Here is a 16,917-nt window from a genome sequence, read left to right as displayed (position 1 = left end):
TTCGGTCCTTGACCTTGCCGGATCAATTACTTAGGCTCAGCCGTTGTTGTGCCGATTTTATGTTTGAGCTGATGGGACGGTCGCATGGGGGGAAAGACACTTACGCGTGCCGACCTTGCGGAGGCCGTCTATCGAAAGGTCGGCCTGTCGCGCACTGAATCCGCCGAACTCGTCGAAGCTGTGCTGGACGAAATCTGCGAAGCCATCGTGCGTGGCGAGACGGTCAAGCTGTCGTCCTTCGCGACGTTTCACGTCCGCTCCAAGAACGAGCGCATCGGGCGCAATCCCAAGACCGGTGAAGAGGTGCCGATCCTGCCGCGTCGGGTGATGACCTTCAAATCGTCCAACGTGCTGAAGAACCGCATCCTGCGCTCGCATCAGAACAGCAAGGCCAAGGGCGGCAAATAGCCTCCATTGGCGGTTGAAAACCGGCGCCGCCATGACGCCGGGCTTGAATATTGCTTCACAAACCGCTGAAATAAGGTCCGATTCGGCAGCATGGCCGGATTGGTGTTCCGCGTATGGTCCATTCCGCGCAACTGGAATGAGCTTTTCTCTTTGGTGAGCATGATCTCGCTGAATACCGTTCCGGATCACGCTCCAGCGTGAGGATTTCGCCCATGGACAAGAGCCCTGACGCCTTCCGCACCATCAGCGAGGTCGCTGAAGATCTCGACCTGCCCCAGCATGTGCTGCGCTTCTGGGAGACGCGCTTCAACCAGATCAAGCCGATGAAGCGCGGCGGCGGCCGTCGCTACTACCGGCCGCAGGACGTCGAACTGATCAAGGGCATTCGCCACATGCTCTACGACCAGGGCTACACGATCAAGGGCGTGCAGAAGCTGCTACGCGAAAACGGCAATCACTTCCTCGTAGCCATCGGCAATGGTGACATGGCCGCAGTCGAGGCGATCTCGCAACGGAAGCAGGCCGATCAGGTGCCGCTGACACCGGCGGCGCAGCCGCGTGGCGGAGATGATGAGCTGGTTGGCCAGCCAAGGGTCAAGCCCAGCCGCCGCTTTTTTGGCCTGGGCAAGAGCGACGAGGAAGGTCCGGTTCAGCCGGATGCGTCGAAACTCTCGCGCGACAACCGGGCGCTGCTGCAGGAGGCGCTGTTCGACCTGCTCGAATGCAAGCGTCTGCTTGACCAGGTGCGCTGACCGCCGCACGACGCGTTTTGAAGCCTTTGGGCCGGAACTCGCCTTCGGGTGAGGCGTTACGTTTCCTTCTGCAAGACGCTCAGCAAGACAAGGAAACGCATGATGGCATCATTTTCGACCCTTTCGGACATCGACCTCGAGAAGCAGGTCGCGGCCCTCTCGAGGGAACTCGCGGCGTTGCGCAAGGCAATGTCAAAACGGGGCGGCGCTTACTATGAAGACGGCCGCGATGCCGCTCTTGATACATATTCGGATCTTGCCGGACGTCTGCGGGATGCCATGCCGGCAATCCGCAAACAGGGCAGGGTGATCGAGAAATCGGCCCGCGACCATCCGGCGGCCGCCGCCGCGGTCGGCCTTGTGGTACTCGGCCTGGTCGCCAGCCTGCTTTTCAGCCGACGCTGAGGAGTCCTCTGGTCATAAGACAAGGGATTCAGCCAAGAAAATGGCGGCCGACCCCGAAGGGCGAGCCGCCATTGATCCCTGCGGCTTCATCAGGAGTGCTGCGCGGCGTCGGCCTGGCCATTCGCAATGTTGCTCCGGCATCTGGCGCGAAGCGCGTCGGCATAGAGGCGCACAGCCCCCTTGTGAGGCCGGCACAGGAAGGCTGATTGGTCGAGCCGCCAGAGCCGCTCGATTTCGCTGGCGAACGCCGGATTGGTGGTGGTGCCATAGCCAGCACCGGGATAGACGACGATCTCGCCGGCATAGAGACAAAGGTCGGTGACAAGGAAGTCGACCCGGATGTAGTCAAGGTTGCCGGCGATGGCGGGGGCGATGGATACCGCCTGACGGACATAGTCGAGAAGCTGCGTATTGACGGGCACCGCCTGATCCTCGCGGGGATAGTCTGGATCGCGCCCGGGCAATGGATTGGCGTCCCGGTCAAAAAGCAACGAACGGCCGGCGGCCTTATCCTCGACCCAGGCATGCGTTACCACGCTGCCGCAGACGTGCACCTTGATGTCGGTTGCGACCCTTGCCCCGGAGAGCGCCAGCCGCTCTTCCACGAAAACGGTGGGAACGATCGGCCAATAAGCCCATTCGCCATTGCGGCGGCCATAGCGTTTTCTCAGCCAGTGCCTCGTCTTGGCGATGATGAGGCCGCGACTGGGGTTGCCATCGGCGACGAATATGTTCATCGCGCAGCCATGGTTTGTCTTGACCACCACGGCGCCGGCCAGCAGACCCGGCGGGATGTCGGTGGCGTCGCGCCCGCGCCAGAGCGTCTTCGGTATGGGGATCCCGGGGCAGACTTCACGGATATGAGCCTTGGCCGCCAGCTTGTCGGTCAGCGTCACGAACAGCGGGTTGCGATCGAGAATCTTTCGCCAAAGCAACAATTCATGGTAGCGCACGGGCGCCGCCGGATTGGGCAGATAGCCCAGTTTCATGAAGAACCGCACGACAAGGGCAGGGTGGCGAAGTGTGAGCCACAATCGGGCAACCGACAGGACAAGGCGGTCTGTCCGGGAGAGGTCGGCCTTGGCCGTCATCGGGATACCTGGCCTGTTCGCGAAAGCCTGATCCGGTACAGTTGCCGGTCAGAAGCATCCCTTGCCGTATCGCGATTTGGCGCGGCGTGAAAGTCTCGCTTCTCGAAGTATTGGAATTGGCGCCGAAATCCTGGCCAGCAGTGTCGTCAGGCGAAATTCGATAGGCCCGGTTCATGTCGGGTCTGGCGGCGCAACCAAGAAGACCAGCCTTGAACAAGAAGCCAAGGCCGGTCTTCTCGTTGGCAGTGTGGTGTCAGGCCTTCTTCATCGTCTTCATGTGGTGGTGATGATGGTGGTGGTGATGGCGGTGATGATGACGATGGTGGTGATGATGACGATGATGCTTCGCCATCGGGGCCGCATCCGCGCTCGTCACGCCGATAGCCGGCACGGTGAAAGCAACTGCAACCGCAAGCCCGAGAGCCGAGAGGAGGGACTTCTTCATGGATCGTTTCCTTTTTTCGCAGGCAGATATTAAATCGGGTCGATAGCCCGACCGCCGCACATGGGATTACGCTCCCGAATTTTTTCGTCAGTATTTCCCGATTGTAGAATTTTGTTTCTGGACTGTTTCCGAAGAAGCCGGCTTTCCAACCATCATCACCAAGGCCGAAAAGCCGCGCTCTCTCCGGCTGTTTGGCTACATCGGCGGGACCACGCCATTGTTTCCCACCACGACGCGGCTGGAGCTCAGCGTCCCGTCGGCCTCACGCTGGGCGGTCACGAAAACCGTTGCGCCCGGCTTGAGATCGGTCGGCGTGGCCGGGGCAAAGGTCACGACGGGCGTGCTGTCGGGGATCGAAATCTTCTTGGTCTGCCCATTGTCGTAGGTCAGCGTCACGGCTCGCCCGCTTATGTCGGTGACGTCCGCCACCGTGCCGTTGGTCATGCGGCTGTTCGGCTGCAGGTCCCATGGGCGGTCACCCTCGCCGGTGCCTTTCAAGGCAGCGGGGAAAATCACGACTTCCAGCGCCCCGCTGCCGCCATCCGCCTTTGAAACGGAAGCGATGCCGAGGAAGTCGCCTTGCTTGATGTCCTTTTCGGAGGCACTGGCGACGCCCGAGATCTTCCAGCCGGTATTGAGCTTGATCGCGGAGGTGTCGCCCTGGCGGGTTTTGACGGTGAGCAGGGAGGGCTCGAAGCTGATCACAGTACCACGAACGCGCAACGCGTCCGCCGCCTGAGCGGTCGCCGCACCGGCGATGAAAAGACTGGAGACCGTGCCGAGCACGAGGAGGGATGCCTTGACGTTCATTGCAGATATCCTTCTGGGAATGGCCTGGCTGGAACCGGATGGTTTTCACGCCAGTGCATCAGAACAACGAACAGGTGGGCCCAAACCTTCGAGCAAAAAGGTGCCGGTCGTTCAAAAGAACTTGATGGCACCGATGTGCGTAAGCTGGCGCGAAGGCGTCCGGTTCACGATAGCGTGACGGTCCGTTTGGCTCTTGGCAAATCACTGGCGAGCGGGCATCTTCCTGCTCGTCTCAGGCAACACTCCATTTTGATCAAACTCTTTCAGCCACCGGAGTTGCCAATGCCCCAAAATGCAAAAATCAATGCCCTCTCCGAACCGTTAGTCAGTGAGATCGGGCCAGATTCCAGTAGTAGCCTCAGAGCAATGCGGGAAACCCGCGGATACAGCTTGGAAGAGCTTTCCCTGACCTGCGGTCTCGCGGTCGGCGAAATTGAGGACATTGAGAACGGCAGGGCTGCCGATCCGGCGAAGCTGCGTCGTATCGCGGCCGCGCTTCGGCTGCCGCAGGATGCTCTCATCGCTTTCGCTGCACCGACACCGGCCGCACAAGGTCGCCCCCTGGCATAAAACCGGCAACCAGCAATGCCGCGGAACCCGTCAAGGCCAGCTTGGCGGGTTTCTTGTTGATGCATCGGCGTTCCCCGGCGGCCGGGCTTGCCGATTCATGAATCGCACGTGTTTATACGTGCCGCATCCAGATTTGCGCCAATCGCTCTGTGTGTCGGGCGCCCTGTGTGTCGGGCGCCCTATGTGTCGGGCGCCTTGTACGTCGGATTTTGAACCGTGAGTTTTTCGATATGAGCCTGGAATCCGTTCGTGCGTTCTTTGCCGCCCATGCGGCTGATGTCGAAGTCATCGTCACGCAAGCGAGTTCGGCAACGGTGACGCTGGCGGCGGAAGCGCATGGCGTTCTTCCGGGGCAGATCGCCAAGACGATCTGCCTGCGCGTCGGCGACCGCACCATGCTGGTCGTGACCAGCGGCATCGCCAGACTGGACAACCGCAAGTTCAAGGACCGGTTCGGCGGCAAGCCGCGCATGCTGGATGCGGAGGAAGTTGTCGCTGCCACGAGCCATCCGGTTGGCGGTGTTTGCCCGTTCGGCTTGCCGGCGCCTCTGCCGGTCTACTGCGACGTGTCGCTGCGCGAATTTGAAGAGGTCGTGCCGGCCGCCGGGGCCACCAACGCCGCGGTGCGGATCGCCCCGCAGCGCATGGTCGATCTTATCGGTGCGGAATGGGTCGATGTGTGCCAGGGTTAAGGTAAGGTACTGACGCAGCCGGCCGCCATTGTCTCACAATCTACCTGCAAGATAGTCGCGGAATTCGGTTGACCCGAGCGGGGTTATCACGATACATCGCGACCGGTCCGGAGTGTAGCGCAGCCCGGTAGCGCACTTGACTGGGGGTCAAGGGGTCGTCGGTTCGAATCCGGCCACTCCGACCATTAGTTCCTTGAAATCCCTGGTTTTACCGAAGGCGCCTTGGGCGCCTTTTCTCGTTTTTGAAGCGAAAGGCGCTCCAGTCGCCCGTTTCGGACACGGCGTTCCGAAGAAGTCCCTAACACACAGCGAATGTTCCTGCGTCGGCGATTCTGGAATTCGTCGGCAAATCCCCTCGAACGTGTAGCACCGTTAGGCGAGAGAGGTGGGCTCCTTACGAATCCGTAAGTCGCGCCCTTGAGCCGATGTCTCATATGTTGACCGCGAACAGCGAACTGATTCAGCCCTTCGCTGTTCCTTGGGTGCCCACACCCGCAGCCCGCTGCACCCCCAAAGAAGTCCCAGCAGCGGGCTGGTCCCCACTGCGAACCAACATTTGTATTTTCATGATGGTGGTTGAGCCGAATTCATTCGGCGAGCGACCGTGTAGGCGAATACTTCCCCACGAGCCTCATCAGTTACGCGAATCCAGTCCCGCGCCCACCTTTGCGAGGCTGCCTCGCAGGTATTCATTTCCGATGCGGCCACGGCAGGACTAGTCGCTTCGACTGCCTTGCATCTGATTACCCGATCGTAGCGCATTTCTGCGACATCGTAGATTGGCATGCTACTCCCCTGCAACCCTTTACCCCAAGAGGTAGTATTGCGCAGCGCAAGCTCGACCGCAAGTGGCAGGCATGGAACAAAGCCGGCTTAGGATATCTCGTCGACGCTTGGGTCGAGACCAAATCCCGGGATTTCCGAAGCTCAAGGCGGCCCGGTGCCTGCGTTGGGATGAATTGGGACACCGGGCCTGACCGGCGGACTGTTTAGGGACCGAACCGCCGGCTGGCAAATCTATGCACTGATACTAATATGGCCGAAGCATGCAAATGAAGGAGCCGCGCGATGAACGAAAAGCCGGAAACGACCTTCGTCGTTTCCGTTTTTGAGAGCCACATTGGCGCACGGTGTTGACGACGAAAGACAGGGCCCAAGCGTTCGCGATGGCAAAGGGGATTGGTTACAAGGTGCGCATTGAGACGATCCCGCCGAAGTCTGGCGAGCGGTAGGCTTTGTCGCCATCAATGGCCCGAACGGTGAAACCTGGCCATTTGGAAATGGCACTTCTTCCGGTTCGTCTTGGCTGAACCCTGGGCAGATCGCGCCTTCAGCGTCCTGCTTGAGCCAGAGCCGGCCGCAACAGCCGCTGATGGCGGTACTCCAAGGCGATGGCGCCCCAGATCAGGCCGAGCAGCAGGTAGACGTGGCGCCAGTGATCGATATCGATGAAGGTGCCGAGCCCGATATTGCCGATGAAGGCGACATAGGCGCACAAGAGGTAAGGCTGCCACGGCCGGTCGCGCAGCAGGATGCGGAACCCGGAGGCTATGGTCCACAGTACAAGCGTCAGGAACGACACGAAGCCGAGCCAGCCATAATCCATCAGCATCTTCAGCCAGATGTCGTGCGTGTCCTCGCCGAACATCTTGCCGAAGACCAGCGGCCCGATGCCGAATGGACGCTCCATCGCCATCTGGAAGCCGATTCCGTAGCGGGCGAAACGGCCGAGGCGGGCGGTGTCATAGCTTTGCTCGAGATGCGCACGGTTGGAGAACATCTCCGACACGCCGGGCAATTGCAGGATGACGATGACGGCGATCGTCAGCAACGACAGCGCGGCGATGGTCATGATCACCACGCGCAACCGGAACTTGCCGCTGTTGCTCTGCAGGAACAGGCAGCCGGTGAGCAGGATCGCCGAAACGGCGAACATGCCCCAGGCGCCGCGCGAGAAGGAGAAGAAAATGCCCGATGCGATGATCAGCAGCGGCACCGCCAGCAGCGGCATGCGCGAGACCGGACCGGTCAGGAGCAGATAGAGCAGATAGATGCCGGGCAGCACCAGGAACGGCCCGAAGACGTTCGGATCCTGGAAGGCGCCGGCGGCGCGGTCGTATTTGGTGAAGATCTCGGCGCCGGGAAAGGCATGGAAATAGCCTGCTATGCCGAGCAGCGACGTCGCCACGGCCGAGACGACATAGGCATTGAAGATCAGCCGGTAGAGACCTGGTTGCGTGGCGGTGACCGAGGCGAAGAACACCGCGCTGAAGGCCAGGAACAGCGACACGGAGAGATAGAGGGGCGTGAAGGCGAGGTCCGCCATCTGCGTCATCGAGATCATGCCGCCGATGTTCATTGTTACCAGCAGCACCAGCAGCGGCATCGCAGCGCGGGAAATCCGCAAGCCGAAGAGCGCCCAGATGGCGATCAGCCCGGCCATGTAGATTTCGTAAGGCGCCGGCTCGCTGATGACGAAGCCGGACAGGAGGATGCCGAACACCACCGCACTGGAAGAAATCAGCGCGATCAGCTTGGCGTTGACCGCGGCCGGCGGCAACTCATGGGAAATCGCGCTCAATAGGCGTTTTCCGTGTTGAGCAGCCGGATCGGTGTCAGGAACAGGATCCGCAGATCGAACAGCAGCGACCAGTTCTCGATGTAGTAGAGGTCGTATTCCGTCCGCATGCGGATCTTCTCGTTGGTGTCCATCTCGCCGCGCCAGCCGTTGATCTGCGCCCAGCCGGTGACGCCCGGCTTGACCTTGTGGCGGGCGAAATAGCCGTCGACTACCTCGTTGTAGAGAAGGTTGTGCGATTGCGCCGCGATCGCATGCGGGCGCGGGCCGATCAGCGACAGCGATCCCAGCAGCGAATTGACGAACTGCGGCAGTTCGTCGATCGACGTCTTGCGGATGAAGCGGCCCACGCGGGTGACGCGCGGATCGTTCTTGGTCACTGTCTGCTTGGCGGTCGGATCCGACCGGTCAGTGTACATCGAGCGGAACTTGTAGACCTCGATGATCTCATTGTTGAAGCCGTGTCGCTTTTGCTTGAACAGCACCGGTCCCTTGCTGTCGAGTTTTATGGCGATCGCGGTCGCCAGCATCACCGGCGAGAAGACGATGATGCCGATCAGTGAGAAAATGATGTCGAAGGCGCGCTTGGCGACGGAATCCCAGTCGTTGATCGGCTTGTCGAAGATGTCGAGCATCGGCACCGAGCCGATGAAGGAATAGGCGCGTGGGCGGAACTGCAGCGCGTTGGAATGCGCCGAAAGCCGAATGTCCACCGGCAGCACCCACAGCTTCTTCAACAGCTGCAGCACACGCGTTTCTGCGGTCAGCGGCAGCGACACGATCAGCATGTCGATGCGGGCGATGCGAGCGAACTCGATCAGTTCCGAAATGGTGCCGAGCTTGGGATAGCCGGCAACGATGGGCGGCGAGCGCTTGTCGCTGCGGTCATCGAATATGCCGCAGATGCGGATGTCGTTGTAAGGCTGTTTTTCGACCGAACGGATCAGGATTTCCGCCGCCTTGCCGCCGCCGACGATGACGGCGCGCCGCTCCATGCGTCCATCGCGGGCCCAGCGCCGGATCAGCTTCGACATCACCAGCCTGAGGCCGAAGAGGAAGACGAAGCCGACCACGAACCAGGTGCCGAACAGCAGTCGCGAATAGTCTTCCGACATCTTCATGGTGAAAGCCGTCAACGCCATCAGCGCGAAGGTACCGGCCCAGACCAGCAGGATGCGGCTGAAATTGGCGATCGGCCGCATCAGGGAAACGACCTGGTAGCAGTCGGTGACATCGAGCAGAACCACGGCGAGGAACGACGCGGCGGCGATCGTCACCGGATATTGCCAGGCGAGATAGTTGAAGAACCCGACATAGTAGAAATAGACGCAGAGCCCCGAAAGGAACAGGATCGCGAACTCGATCATGCGCAGGACGCCGCTGACCATGATCGGCGACATCGTATCGCGCCGGTATTGCGACGCGACCTGTCGGGCAACATCGTTCATGCCCCCGGGCGCATCGCCATCGGCCGGGCCGTCGAATTTACGCACAGCTTCTGCTGAAAAGCGGCGCGCGGGGTCAATCTCGTTCATGGAACAGTCCGCAAGCTTCCCCAGGGTGATTAGCAAAAGAGAGCTAAGAAACCCTTGAAACAACGCGTGGCTTTGGAAAGGCTTGGGGTGTCACCTGCCGAGCGCGGCGAAATAGGCCTTTTCGATTTCGGCGGCCATGACGTCGGCGCCGAAGCGCGCCTTGAGGTCGGCGCCGTCGGGCATCAGCTTGCCGTAGGCTGCGAGATCGGCCAGCGCTTCACTCATCTTGTCGGTGAGTTCGACGGGATCAGGCCTGATCAGGGCAGGGGAGCCGGCAGCGAAAATCTCCGGTATGCCGCCGACCGAGGTTGCGATCATGGGTCTTGCCGCTGCGAGTGTCTCAAGCACGATATAGGGCATGGCTTCGGCGCGGGAGGGAACGACGACGAGCGCCGCCAGCGCGAAGGCCTCCCTGGCCGGCATTGGTGGCAGGAAGCGGACATGGTCCTGAAGCCCAAGGCGCTTCACCTGCGCGTGGTAGCGCGGCAGGTCGTCGCCGTCGCCGACCATCACCGCGCTCAGCGCACGGCCAAGCCGGGGACCTGCGGCGGCCAGCGCATCGATGAAGATGTCGGGGCCCTTCAGGTCCCGCATCATGCCGATATAGAGCAGATCCGCCGCATCGGGGCCGACGGCCACCGGTTCGAATTCCGTGGCGCGCAGTCCGTTGTAGACCAGCGTGTTCGGGATCGGCGGCTCGCCCACCTTCCGGCGATAGGTTCGCCGCTCATAATCCGAGACGAAGAGCAGGCAATCGGTGAAGCGCGCCATGGAGCGCTCCAGAGCGAAGAACAGCCTCCCCGTGGCTGTTGTTTCGTCATAGTGGAGGGAGCCGCCATGCGGCGAATAAAGGCGGGCTACGCGAGACCTTGATACCCGCAACAATGAGCCGAACAGACGGGCATAGGCGCCACCCTTGGCGCCGTGCCCGTGCAGGACGTCCGGCTGCAATTCCTTGATGATCCTGTAGGTGCGCCGGGCCGAGGCGAGATCGCCCGGGCCGACATGGCGCTGCATTGGCGTGCGATGGATACCGAGCGCCAGCGTGTCCTTCATCTGCTCGAACAGGCGTTCCTCGAATTCGCCGCCGGTGGTCGAATCGCAGACGATCCCGACCACATGACCGGCCGCGACCTGAGCTTCCGTCAGGTCGCGCACATGCCGGAAAATTCCTCCGACGGGTGAACGAAAGCAGTGGACGATCCTGAGCTTGTCCGCCACGTGGTATCTGTCAGAACAGGCGTTCGCGGACGAAGACGGTATCTCCGGGCAGCAGCGGGTCGGAGGTGACCACGCGCCCGGTCATCACCTTGCCGTTGATGTCGCGGGTGATGTCGACGCTTTCCTGGTTGGCGCGTGGCGTGAAGCCTCCGGCAATGGCGATGGCCTTCTGCACCGTCAGGCCGGGCACGTAGGAATACTGGCCGGCAGCACCCACTTCGCCCATGACAAAGATCGGCCGGTAGCGGTCGATCTCGACCGAAACGTCCGGATCGCGCAGATAGCCTTGCCGCAATTTGTCGGCGATCTCCTTTTCCATCTGCTGCGCGGTGTGACCACGCGCGGGCACGGCGCCGACAAGCGGGAAGGAGAGATAGCCGGACTGGTCGACACTGTAGGTGTTGGTCAGGCCGTCCTGTTCGAACACGGTGACGCGGACGCGGTCGCCGGCGCCGAGACGATAAGGCTGGTCGAGGACCTCGTGGAAGGCCGCCGGCGGCGGGCGGTAGCTGGAGCAGCCGGCGAGCATCGATACGGCAAGCAGCGCGCGAACAAGGGAAGCAGTGCTTTTCATGACCGGATACGTACCTTCGACTGGCCGCTGCGGCGTCGCAGCAAACATCTGGGATCGGGTTCGTTATCATCCTGTTAGGGTTAATGGCCGGTAAAGGCGCCGGCCGTTAGATCTCGCGCCGGCAGGGATTTTGCCATTTTGTCGTTTTTTCTAGCCGCTCGCCAGTAATCCCTAATGGAGTATTACCGCGATCTTAACTGCTGAGTTACCATAGTTGTTTACGGTGCATCCTGACCCAGTTTCGGAGTAGGGATGCATGTCCGTTCAGTCCGCGGCCGCAGATGTCGATGTCGACCTCAGGCAGCTTTTCGCCAGCCTGGCGAGGAACTGGCTGCGCATATTGCTCTTTGTTCTCGTGGTGACAGGCTTGGCGTTTGCGTTCGCTTCGCTCGCAACGCGGCACTACAAGGCGCAGACGCAGGTGGAAATCGCCCCGCGCGAATCCGTTTATACCCGCCCGGCCGGCAGCAACAATGACGGCGACAAGCCGATCCTCGACGAGCAAGGCGTCGCCACCCAGGTTCAGATCATTTCGTCCAACGAAATCCTCAAGCAGGTGGCGCAGAAACTCGGCTTGGCGCGGCTGCCCGAGTTCGACGAAACGATCAACATGTCGTCGCTCAGCCGCGTGCTGATCCTGCTTGGGCTGAAGAACGATCCGATGGATATTCCGGCCGACGAACGCGTGTTGAAGAAGATGCGCGAGAAGCTCAACGTCTTTGGCGTTGAGAAGACGCGCATCATTGCCATCGAGTTCTCCTCCGAGGATCCCAAGCTCGCCGCAGCCATCCCCGACGCCATTGCCGCTGCTTATATTGCGGGGCAGGGCGCGGCCAAGAGCGAATCGAACACCGCCGCCGCGGATTTCCTGGCGCCTGAGATCGCCGACCTGTCTAAGCAGGTCAGGGACGCCGAGGCCAAGGTCGCGGCGTACCGCGGCCAGTCGGACCTCCTGATGGGCGGCAACAATTCCACCCTGGCCACACAGCAACTGGCCGAGCTGTCGACCGAATTGTCGCGGGTGCGGGCCAACCGCGCCGCGGCCGAAGGCACCGCCGACAGCGTACGCAAGGCGCTGCAGAATGGCGGCTCGCTGGATTCGCTGCCGGAAGTGCTGTCGTCCGACCTGATCCAGCGTTTGCGGGAGCGCCAGGTCGAGCTGCGCGCCAACATCGCCGATCTGTCGACGACGATGCTCGACAATCATCCGCGCGTTCGCGCTGCGAAATCACAGCTGGCCGATCTCGATGCGCAGATCCGCAGCGAAGCGCAGAAGGTCATGAAGGGCCTGGTTATGCAGGCCGATGCCGCCAAGGCGCGTGAAAACCAGCTCGTCGCCGACGTCAACACGCTGAAGGCGGCCTCGGCACAGGCTGGCGAACAGCAGGTCGGTCTCGACGCGCTGCAGCGCGATGCGGCGGCCAAGCGCCAACAGCTCGAACTCTATCTGACCAACTACCGCGAGGCAGCTTCGCGCCAGGACCGCAACTATGTGCCGGTCGACGCTCGTGTCTCCTCGCCGGCTTCGGTTCCCTCCGAGCCATACTTTCCCAAGGTCGGGCCGATCGTCGGCGCCGCCGCCGCGGCTTCGCTTCTGCTGGCGGCGGTCTTCACGCTGCTGCGGGAACTCTTCTCGGGCCGTGCCATGCGCCCGGCCACGGGCGCCCGTTTTGAGCCGATCGATGAAGTGGCGATGCCGACAACTGCCCGCCAGGAGCCGGCCGCTCCCCTGGAACCAGCTGCCCGCCTTGAGCCAGTTGTCGCCAGCGAGTTCGCCAATCGTGGTGCTGAGGCGCCATGGCCCGAAACCGTCGCGGATTCCGAGATGACGGTGCGACCCCAGCCCATCACCGAGCCTGCGCCTGCAGCCGACCCTGAGCCTGCCGCGCAGGCGGAGCCTGTCGCCGAGGCCGTATCAGCTGCCGAGCCGGAACCCGTCGTGGAGGTCCAGCGGCCGCGCTCCGTGCTCGGTGAAATCGACATCGAGAAGGCCGCGGAAAAGCTGATCGCCAGCGGGGCCGCACGCGCGATATTCGTTTCGCCCGAAGGCGATGAGGCAGCCGCATCGGCGGTCCTGGTGGCGCGCGAGGTGTCCGACGCCGGCCTGCGCGTCCTGCTGCTCGATCTTACCGCCTCGGGTGCTGCTTCGCGACCGATGCTGGACAGCGAGCTTTTCCCGGGCATCACCGATCTGCTCGCTTCGCAGGCGCAGTTCAGCGACGTGATCCATGCCGATCTCTATTCCGACTGCCACGTCATTCCGGTCGGCACCGCCGATCCCGTCCGCGCCATGCGCGCCGCCGACAGGTTGCCGATCATCATGCAGTCGCTGACCACGGCCTATGATCTGGTGGTGGTCGAGTGCGGGCCGGCCGATGCGCAAGGCATCAGCCGCCTGGGTGGCGACGCGACCGAAGTGTTCTTGTCCATGCTCGAGCCGGACGACGAGGTGACGCGGGCCGCGGTCAAGCTGATCGAGGGCGGTTACCCCGACCTGACGCTGGTGACGCCGCTTGGCCACGAACCGCCCGGCACCCCGGGCCGGCGTTCGGCGGCCTGAACAGCCGCTGTTCGCAGACCGCCTGGCCTATCCCAGTTCCAGCGTCGTCACGCCGAATACCCTGTTGGCATCAAGCTTCGGGGGTGGGCCTTGATACATGCGGGTGGTGGTGAAGGTCGGTGAGAGGCCCGCCGCATCGAGCGCTGCGATGAAATCGACTTGGGTGGCCGGGACGTCGATGTTCAGTTCGCCGCCTTCGCACGCACTTGCCAACTCTGCGAGCAATTCGAGCGCCGTCTGCGTGTCGTCGGCGAAGAGCGGGCCGACCTTGAAGCCGCTGCGGCAGGAACGGGCCACCGCGTAGCCGGCCACCCCGCACGATTGGATCGCCGCCAAGGCACGGTGAGGCGGCTGCAGCCATTGCTGCAGGAAAGAGCGCCGGGGCGCGGGAAAGCAAAGCGCGTCATAGCCGACGATGTCGGGCACCGGTTGCGCACTCACCATGCGAGGCCGCCCGGCGCCGACGGGCGAGCCCGCAAGGCGCCCGCTGTAGCGGATGGTCTCGTAGACCGGCCTGAACCCTTTGCTCTGGTAGTTGGCCCGCTGCTCTTCGACGCCATCCAGTCCGACGGTGCGCCCGGCCAACCTGGCCATGCCGGCGCTCCACACCGCCTTGCCATAGCCCTTGCCGCGCATGTCCGGACGGCTGATGTAGAGGCCGATGAAACCAAAATCGCGCCCATAGGCCACCGCCGAGATCGCGGCGACCATCTCGTCGCCGACAAAAGCCCCGATGAATCCCTCCGGATCCGCGGCCTGGAACATCGCCGCGTCTTCAAGGCCCGGGTTCCAGCCCTCGGCGGCTGCCCAGTCGATCAGGTCAGTCAGTTCCCGGAGGGTTAGCGTGCGGATGGTCGGCTTCATGGCGCTCATTTCGAAGCGAGCTTAACTGTCGTCCTCGACAGAAGCGGGCGCAGGCTGTCCGGCTGCCTTGCGGCGCAGCATCTTTGTCAGTTTCCAGATCGTCGGGCTGTTCTTGATGAAGGCCTTCAGCCGCGCGCCCTGGCGAAGCGTCTGCGCCAGGGCGCGGCCCTTCAGTGTCAGCGGGGCCAGCACCTCGAAATGCCGCGTTTCGATATCGCACCACTGCCGTTTGTAGGCCTCGTCGCCGACGGAGAAATCATAGACGGCAAAACCTGTGTCGCAGGCTTCCTGTATGTTGTCGAAGAACAGGAAGTCGCCGGGACTGCTGTTCGCGAGATCGTCCTCCGCGATAGCGCCGAATTCGCAGATCAGGCGCTTGCCCGAACGGCTCGACCCGGTGACGGCGCGCAGCTTGCCGGCGACCTCCAAGCCATGCAGCACGAAGGACGGCTTGTCCTCGGATAGGGCTTGCGTGAACAGCCCCCGGAAGAAGGCGCGTGTCCGAGCGTCGCCGAAGACATTGGCAATGCCCATCTTGCGGAAGCGATGTTCCTTCATCTCGAAGAAGGCGTCGAGCAGCCTGTCCACGTCGTCCGAAGTTCGCGCCTCGATGCGCCGGTGGCTGCCGACGGCCTCGAATTTGCGCGTCTGCGAACGATGCTTCTTGCGTTTGCGCTTGCCGCTGGCGCGCAGCAGCAATGCATCGAACCCACCGGCAAGGTTCACGGCCAGTGAAAGATTGGGGCTGGCAAAATGGTCGAGCGACGCAAGCGGATTGGCGATGCCGTCGAGATCGGGCAGCAACCGTTCCAGCGCGATGAGATCGATGTCGGGACGAGCCTTGGCGATGGCTGCGAACATCGCGCGGACGGTCGCGCGATCCGCCCTGGTCAGCCATTGGGTGTCGGCTGCCGCGAAATTTCCATTGGCGTGGCGGTCGCCCATGAAACGGGCGACCCGGAACGGGCCGCGGCTGACAATCTCCAGCGCCAGCGCGAAGACCGGCTTGCCTTCGAGAGTGAGCGTCGCCACGAGCAGATCCGGCTTGACCTTGGCGGCCCAGTTCAGGATCCATGTCGCGCCCTGTGCCGGCGCGCTAAGCGCCGACCGGCAGAACTCCGCATAGGCCGCTAGCCCGTCCGTACCCACGACGGAAACCGACAGCCCCTCGGCATCCTTCGGCAGGGCGCGTGGCGACGCCTCGGTCGCCGCGAGCCGATTGCCGTCAAATGACGCCATTGCGTCAACCATACCTCAATCCTTAAGGCGTATTGATCCCGATTTGGGGGGCGCTCAGGCGTATTCCGTGCTTGGATCAGCCTAGGCGCAAAAGGTGAATGAATGATCGACGGTGGGGAGGCAATCCGGAAACTGGCGCTCAACGTCGCCCGTTATACCGGCCTTGCACCGCTGGCCAGGCCATTTGTCGGCGGCATCGGCGCCATCCTGATGCTGCACCGCGTGACGGCGACACCGGAAAAGCCCGACAGCGTCAACCGGCATCTCAACATAGCGCCCAGCTTCCTCGACGCCGTGATCGCCGACATGAAGGCGGACGGCTATGCCTTCGTCTCGATGGACGAAGCCGTGGAGCGCATCAAGGCAGGCGGCAAGGGCGGTCGGTTCGCCACCATCACCGCAGACGATGCCTATCGTGACAACATGACCGAGGCCCTGCCGGTGCTGGAAAAGCACGGCGCGCCGATAACCATCTATGTCGCGCCCGGCCTGATCGACGGCACCGCCGATCTGTGGTGGGACGTAGCCGAGGACATCGTCAATGCGTGCGAGCGCCTGACGCTCGCGACCCCGAACGGTCCGGCGGTGATCGATTGCGCGACCCCTGCCAGGAAAACCCAGGCGGTAGCCCGGCTGCATGCCTATCTCGCCACCGAGGTTCGCGAGGAGGATTTGCGGACCGTGCTGCGCGATCTGGCCAGTTCAAATGGCGTCGACGCGGACGCTCCGCGCCTGCGGACACTGATGAACTGGGATGAGATTCGCACTGTCGCGGCGCATCCATTGGTGACGATTGGCGCCCATACGATCAACCACAGCAATCTGAAGCGGCTGTCCGAAGCCGATGCGCGGCATGAGATCGGCGCGGTAAAGGACAAGTTGCGCGCCGAGCTCGGCAGGGAGCCTCGCCATTTCGCCTATCCTTATGGCTACGCGAGCGCCGTCGGCTGCCGCGAAGTGGGCTTTGCCCGTGACGCCGGCTATGTCTCCGCCGTGACGACCCGCCATGGCGTGCTGCGCGCCGAACATGCCGGCTTCCTGCATGCCTTGCCGCGCATTTCGATCAATGGCCGCTACCAGAGCCTCGCCCACATCCGCACCATGCTGTCGGGCGTGACCACGCCGCTCGCCAATGCCGGCAAGATGGTTGTCACCGTCTGACGGGCTGCCTTG

17 protein-coding genes and 1 tRNA gene are annotated in these 16,917 nt (G+C 62.5%); 10 read left to right on the top strand and 8 right to left on the bottom strand.

The genetic code is table 11. The features are described 5' to 3' along the window. Positions 1–84 precede the first annotated feature (84 nt). The 3 genes from AC07UC_RS24235 to AC07UC_RS24225 all read left to right on the top strand — a co-directional run bounded on the left by AC07UC_RS24235 (position 85) and on the right by AC07UC_RS24225 (position 1,565). Positions 85–408 carry an integration host factor subunit alpha gene (locus AC07UC_RS24235; RefSeq protein WP_010915609.1) on the top strand — a complete coding sequence of 108 codons (324 nt, stop codon included), beginning with the start codon at positions 85–87 and terminating at the stop codon, positions 406–408. A 212-nt stretch (positions 409–620) separates the two neighbouring features. Continuing rightward, positions 621–1,160 (top strand): MerR family transcriptional regulator, encoded by a 540-nt coding sequence (locus AC07UC_RS24230; RefSeq protein WP_027042329.1) that lies wholly within the window; start codon positions 621–623, stop codon positions 1,158–1,160. 102 nt (positions 1,161–1,262) lie between these two features. Next, positions 1,263–1,565, top strand: coding sequence for a hypothetical protein (locus tag AC07UC_RS24225; RefSeq protein ID WP_202322958.1), 303 nt, complete (start codon positions 1,263–1,265; stop codon positions 1,563–1,565). Positions 1,566–1,654: 89 nt separating this feature from the next. On the opposite strand, the gene AC07UC_RS24220 is transcribed toward AC07UC_RS24225, so the two are convergent. Beyond that, on the bottom strand, positions 1,655–2,656 hold the full coding sequence (locus AC07UC_RS24220) for an ATP-grasp fold amidoligase family protein (RefSeq protein ID WP_494907647.1): 1,002 nt from the start codon (positions 2,654–2,656) through the stop codon (positions 1,655–1,657). A 61-nt stretch (positions 2,657–2,717) separates the two neighbouring features. Here AC07UC_RS24220 and AC07UC_RS24215 point away from each other — a divergent pair, with 61 nt between their 5' ends. Next, positions 2,718–3,134 (top strand): hypothetical protein, encoded by a 417-nt coding sequence (locus tag AC07UC_RS24215; protein WP_494907646.1) that lies wholly within the window; start codon positions 2,718–2,720, stop codon positions 3,132–3,134. A gap of 162 nt (positions 3,135–3,296) precedes the next feature. Here the strand turns inward: AC07UC_RS24215 and AC07UC_RS24210 are convergent, their stop codons facing one another. Further along, positions 3,297–3,911, bottom strand: coding sequence for a hypothetical protein (locus AC07UC_RS24210; RefSeq protein ID WP_202322955.1), 615 nt, complete (start codon positions 3,909–3,911; stop codon positions 3,297–3,299). Between AC07UC_RS24210 and AC07UC_RS24205 the strand changes: the two genes are divergently transcribed. The 4 genes from AC07UC_RS24205 (at position 3,901) to AC07UC_RS24190 (ending at position 5,358) form a co-directional block, all read left to right on the top strand. After that, on the top strand, positions 3,901–4,089 hold the full coding sequence (locus AC07UC_RS24205; protein ID WP_494907645.1) for a hypothetical protein: 189 nt from the start codon (positions 3,901–3,903) through the stop codon (positions 4,087–4,089). The two genes, AC07UC_RS24210 and AC07UC_RS24205, sit on opposite strands and share 11 nt — an antisense overlap. 104 nt (positions 4,090–4,193) lie before the next feature. Then, positions 4,194–4,481: a helix-turn-helix domain-containing protein gene (locus AC07UC_RS24200; protein WP_494907644.1), complete on the top strand. Its 288-nt coding sequence runs from the start codon at positions 4,194–4,196 to the stop codon at positions 4,479–4,481. Positions 4,482–4,711: 230 nt separating this feature from the next. Then, positions 4,712–5,173, top strand: coding sequence for a YbaK/EbsC family protein (locus AC07UC_RS24195; RefSeq protein WP_494907643.1), 462 nt, complete (start codon positions 4,712–4,714; stop codon positions 5,171–5,173). Between the two features lie 108 nt (positions 5,174–5,281). Continuing rightward, positions 5,282–5,358: transfer RNA gene (locus AC07UC_RS24190), tRNA-Pro, on the top strand. A gap of 1,145 nt (positions 5,359–6,503) precedes the next feature. Here AC07UC_RS24190 and AC07UC_RS24185 read toward each other — a convergent pair. From AC07UC_RS24185 to AC07UC_RS24170, 4 genes are all read right to left on the bottom strand, one after another. Further along, positions 6,504–7,754 (bottom strand): O-antigen ligase family protein, encoded by a 1,251-nt coding sequence (locus AC07UC_RS24185; protein ID WP_202322951.1) that lies wholly within the window; start codon positions 7,752–7,754, stop codon positions 6,504–6,506. Then, positions 7,751–9,286: an undecaprenyl-phosphate glucose phosphotransferase gene (locus tag AC07UC_RS24180; RefSeq protein ID WP_140767900.1), complete on the bottom strand. Its 1,536-nt coding sequence runs from the start codon at positions 9,284–9,286 to the stop codon at positions 7,751–7,753. The genes AC07UC_RS24185 and AC07UC_RS24180 overlap by 4 nt, the downstream gene beginning before the upstream one ends. Positions 9,287–9,376: 90 nt before the next feature. Next, a complete protein-coding gene (locus AC07UC_RS24175; RefSeq protein WP_494907642.1) occupies positions 9,377–10,507 on the bottom strand; it encodes a glycosyltransferase in 1,131 nt (376 codons plus the stop codon). A gap of 10 nt (positions 10,508–10,517) precedes the next feature. Next, positions 10,518–11,081: a polysaccharide biosynthesis/export family protein gene (locus AC07UC_RS24170; RefSeq protein ID WP_056565427.1), complete on the bottom strand. Its 564-nt coding sequence runs from the start codon at positions 11,079–11,081 to the stop codon at positions 10,518–10,520. A 256-nt stretch (positions 11,082–11,337) separates the two neighbouring features. Between AC07UC_RS24170 and AC07UC_RS24165 the strand changes: the two genes are divergently transcribed. After that, positions 11,338–13,641, top strand: a complete 2,304-nt coding sequence (locus tag AC07UC_RS24165) for a GumC family protein (RefSeq protein ID WP_494907641.1) — start codon at positions 11,338–11,340, stop codon at positions 13,639–13,641. Between the two features lie 27 nt (positions 13,642–13,668). Here AC07UC_RS24165 and AC07UC_RS24160 read toward each other — a convergent pair whose 3' ends face one another. Beyond that, positions 13,669–14,505 (bottom strand): GNAT family N-acetyltransferase, encoded by an 837-nt coding sequence (locus AC07UC_RS24160; RefSeq protein WP_494907640.1) that lies wholly within the window; start codon positions 14,503–14,505, stop codon positions 13,669–13,671. Between the two features lie 21 nt (positions 14,506–14,526). After that, positions 14,527–15,756, bottom strand: coding sequence for a GNAT family N-acetyltransferase (locus AC07UC_RS24155; RefSeq protein WP_494907639.1), 1,230 nt, complete (start codon positions 15,754–15,756; stop codon positions 14,527–14,529). Positions 15,757–15,846: 90 nt separating this feature from the next. On the opposite strand from AC07UC_RS24155, the gene AC07UC_RS24150 reads away from it, so the two are divergent. Next, the gene (locus tag AC07UC_RS24150) at positions 15,847–16,905 is read left to right on the top strand and encodes a polysaccharide deacetylase family protein (protein ID WP_494907638.1); all 1,059 of its coding nucleotides are present in this window, start codon (positions 15,847–15,849) and stop codon (positions 16,903–16,905) included. Positions 16,906–16,917: the final 12 nt, after the last annotated feature.

It is taken from the genome of Mesorhizobium sp. GW821-FHT04C10, assembly GCF_059420305.1.
The sequence above is the reverse complement of the archived record's forward strand: the minus strand, read 5'-3'. Positions and strand labels throughout refer to the sequence as shown.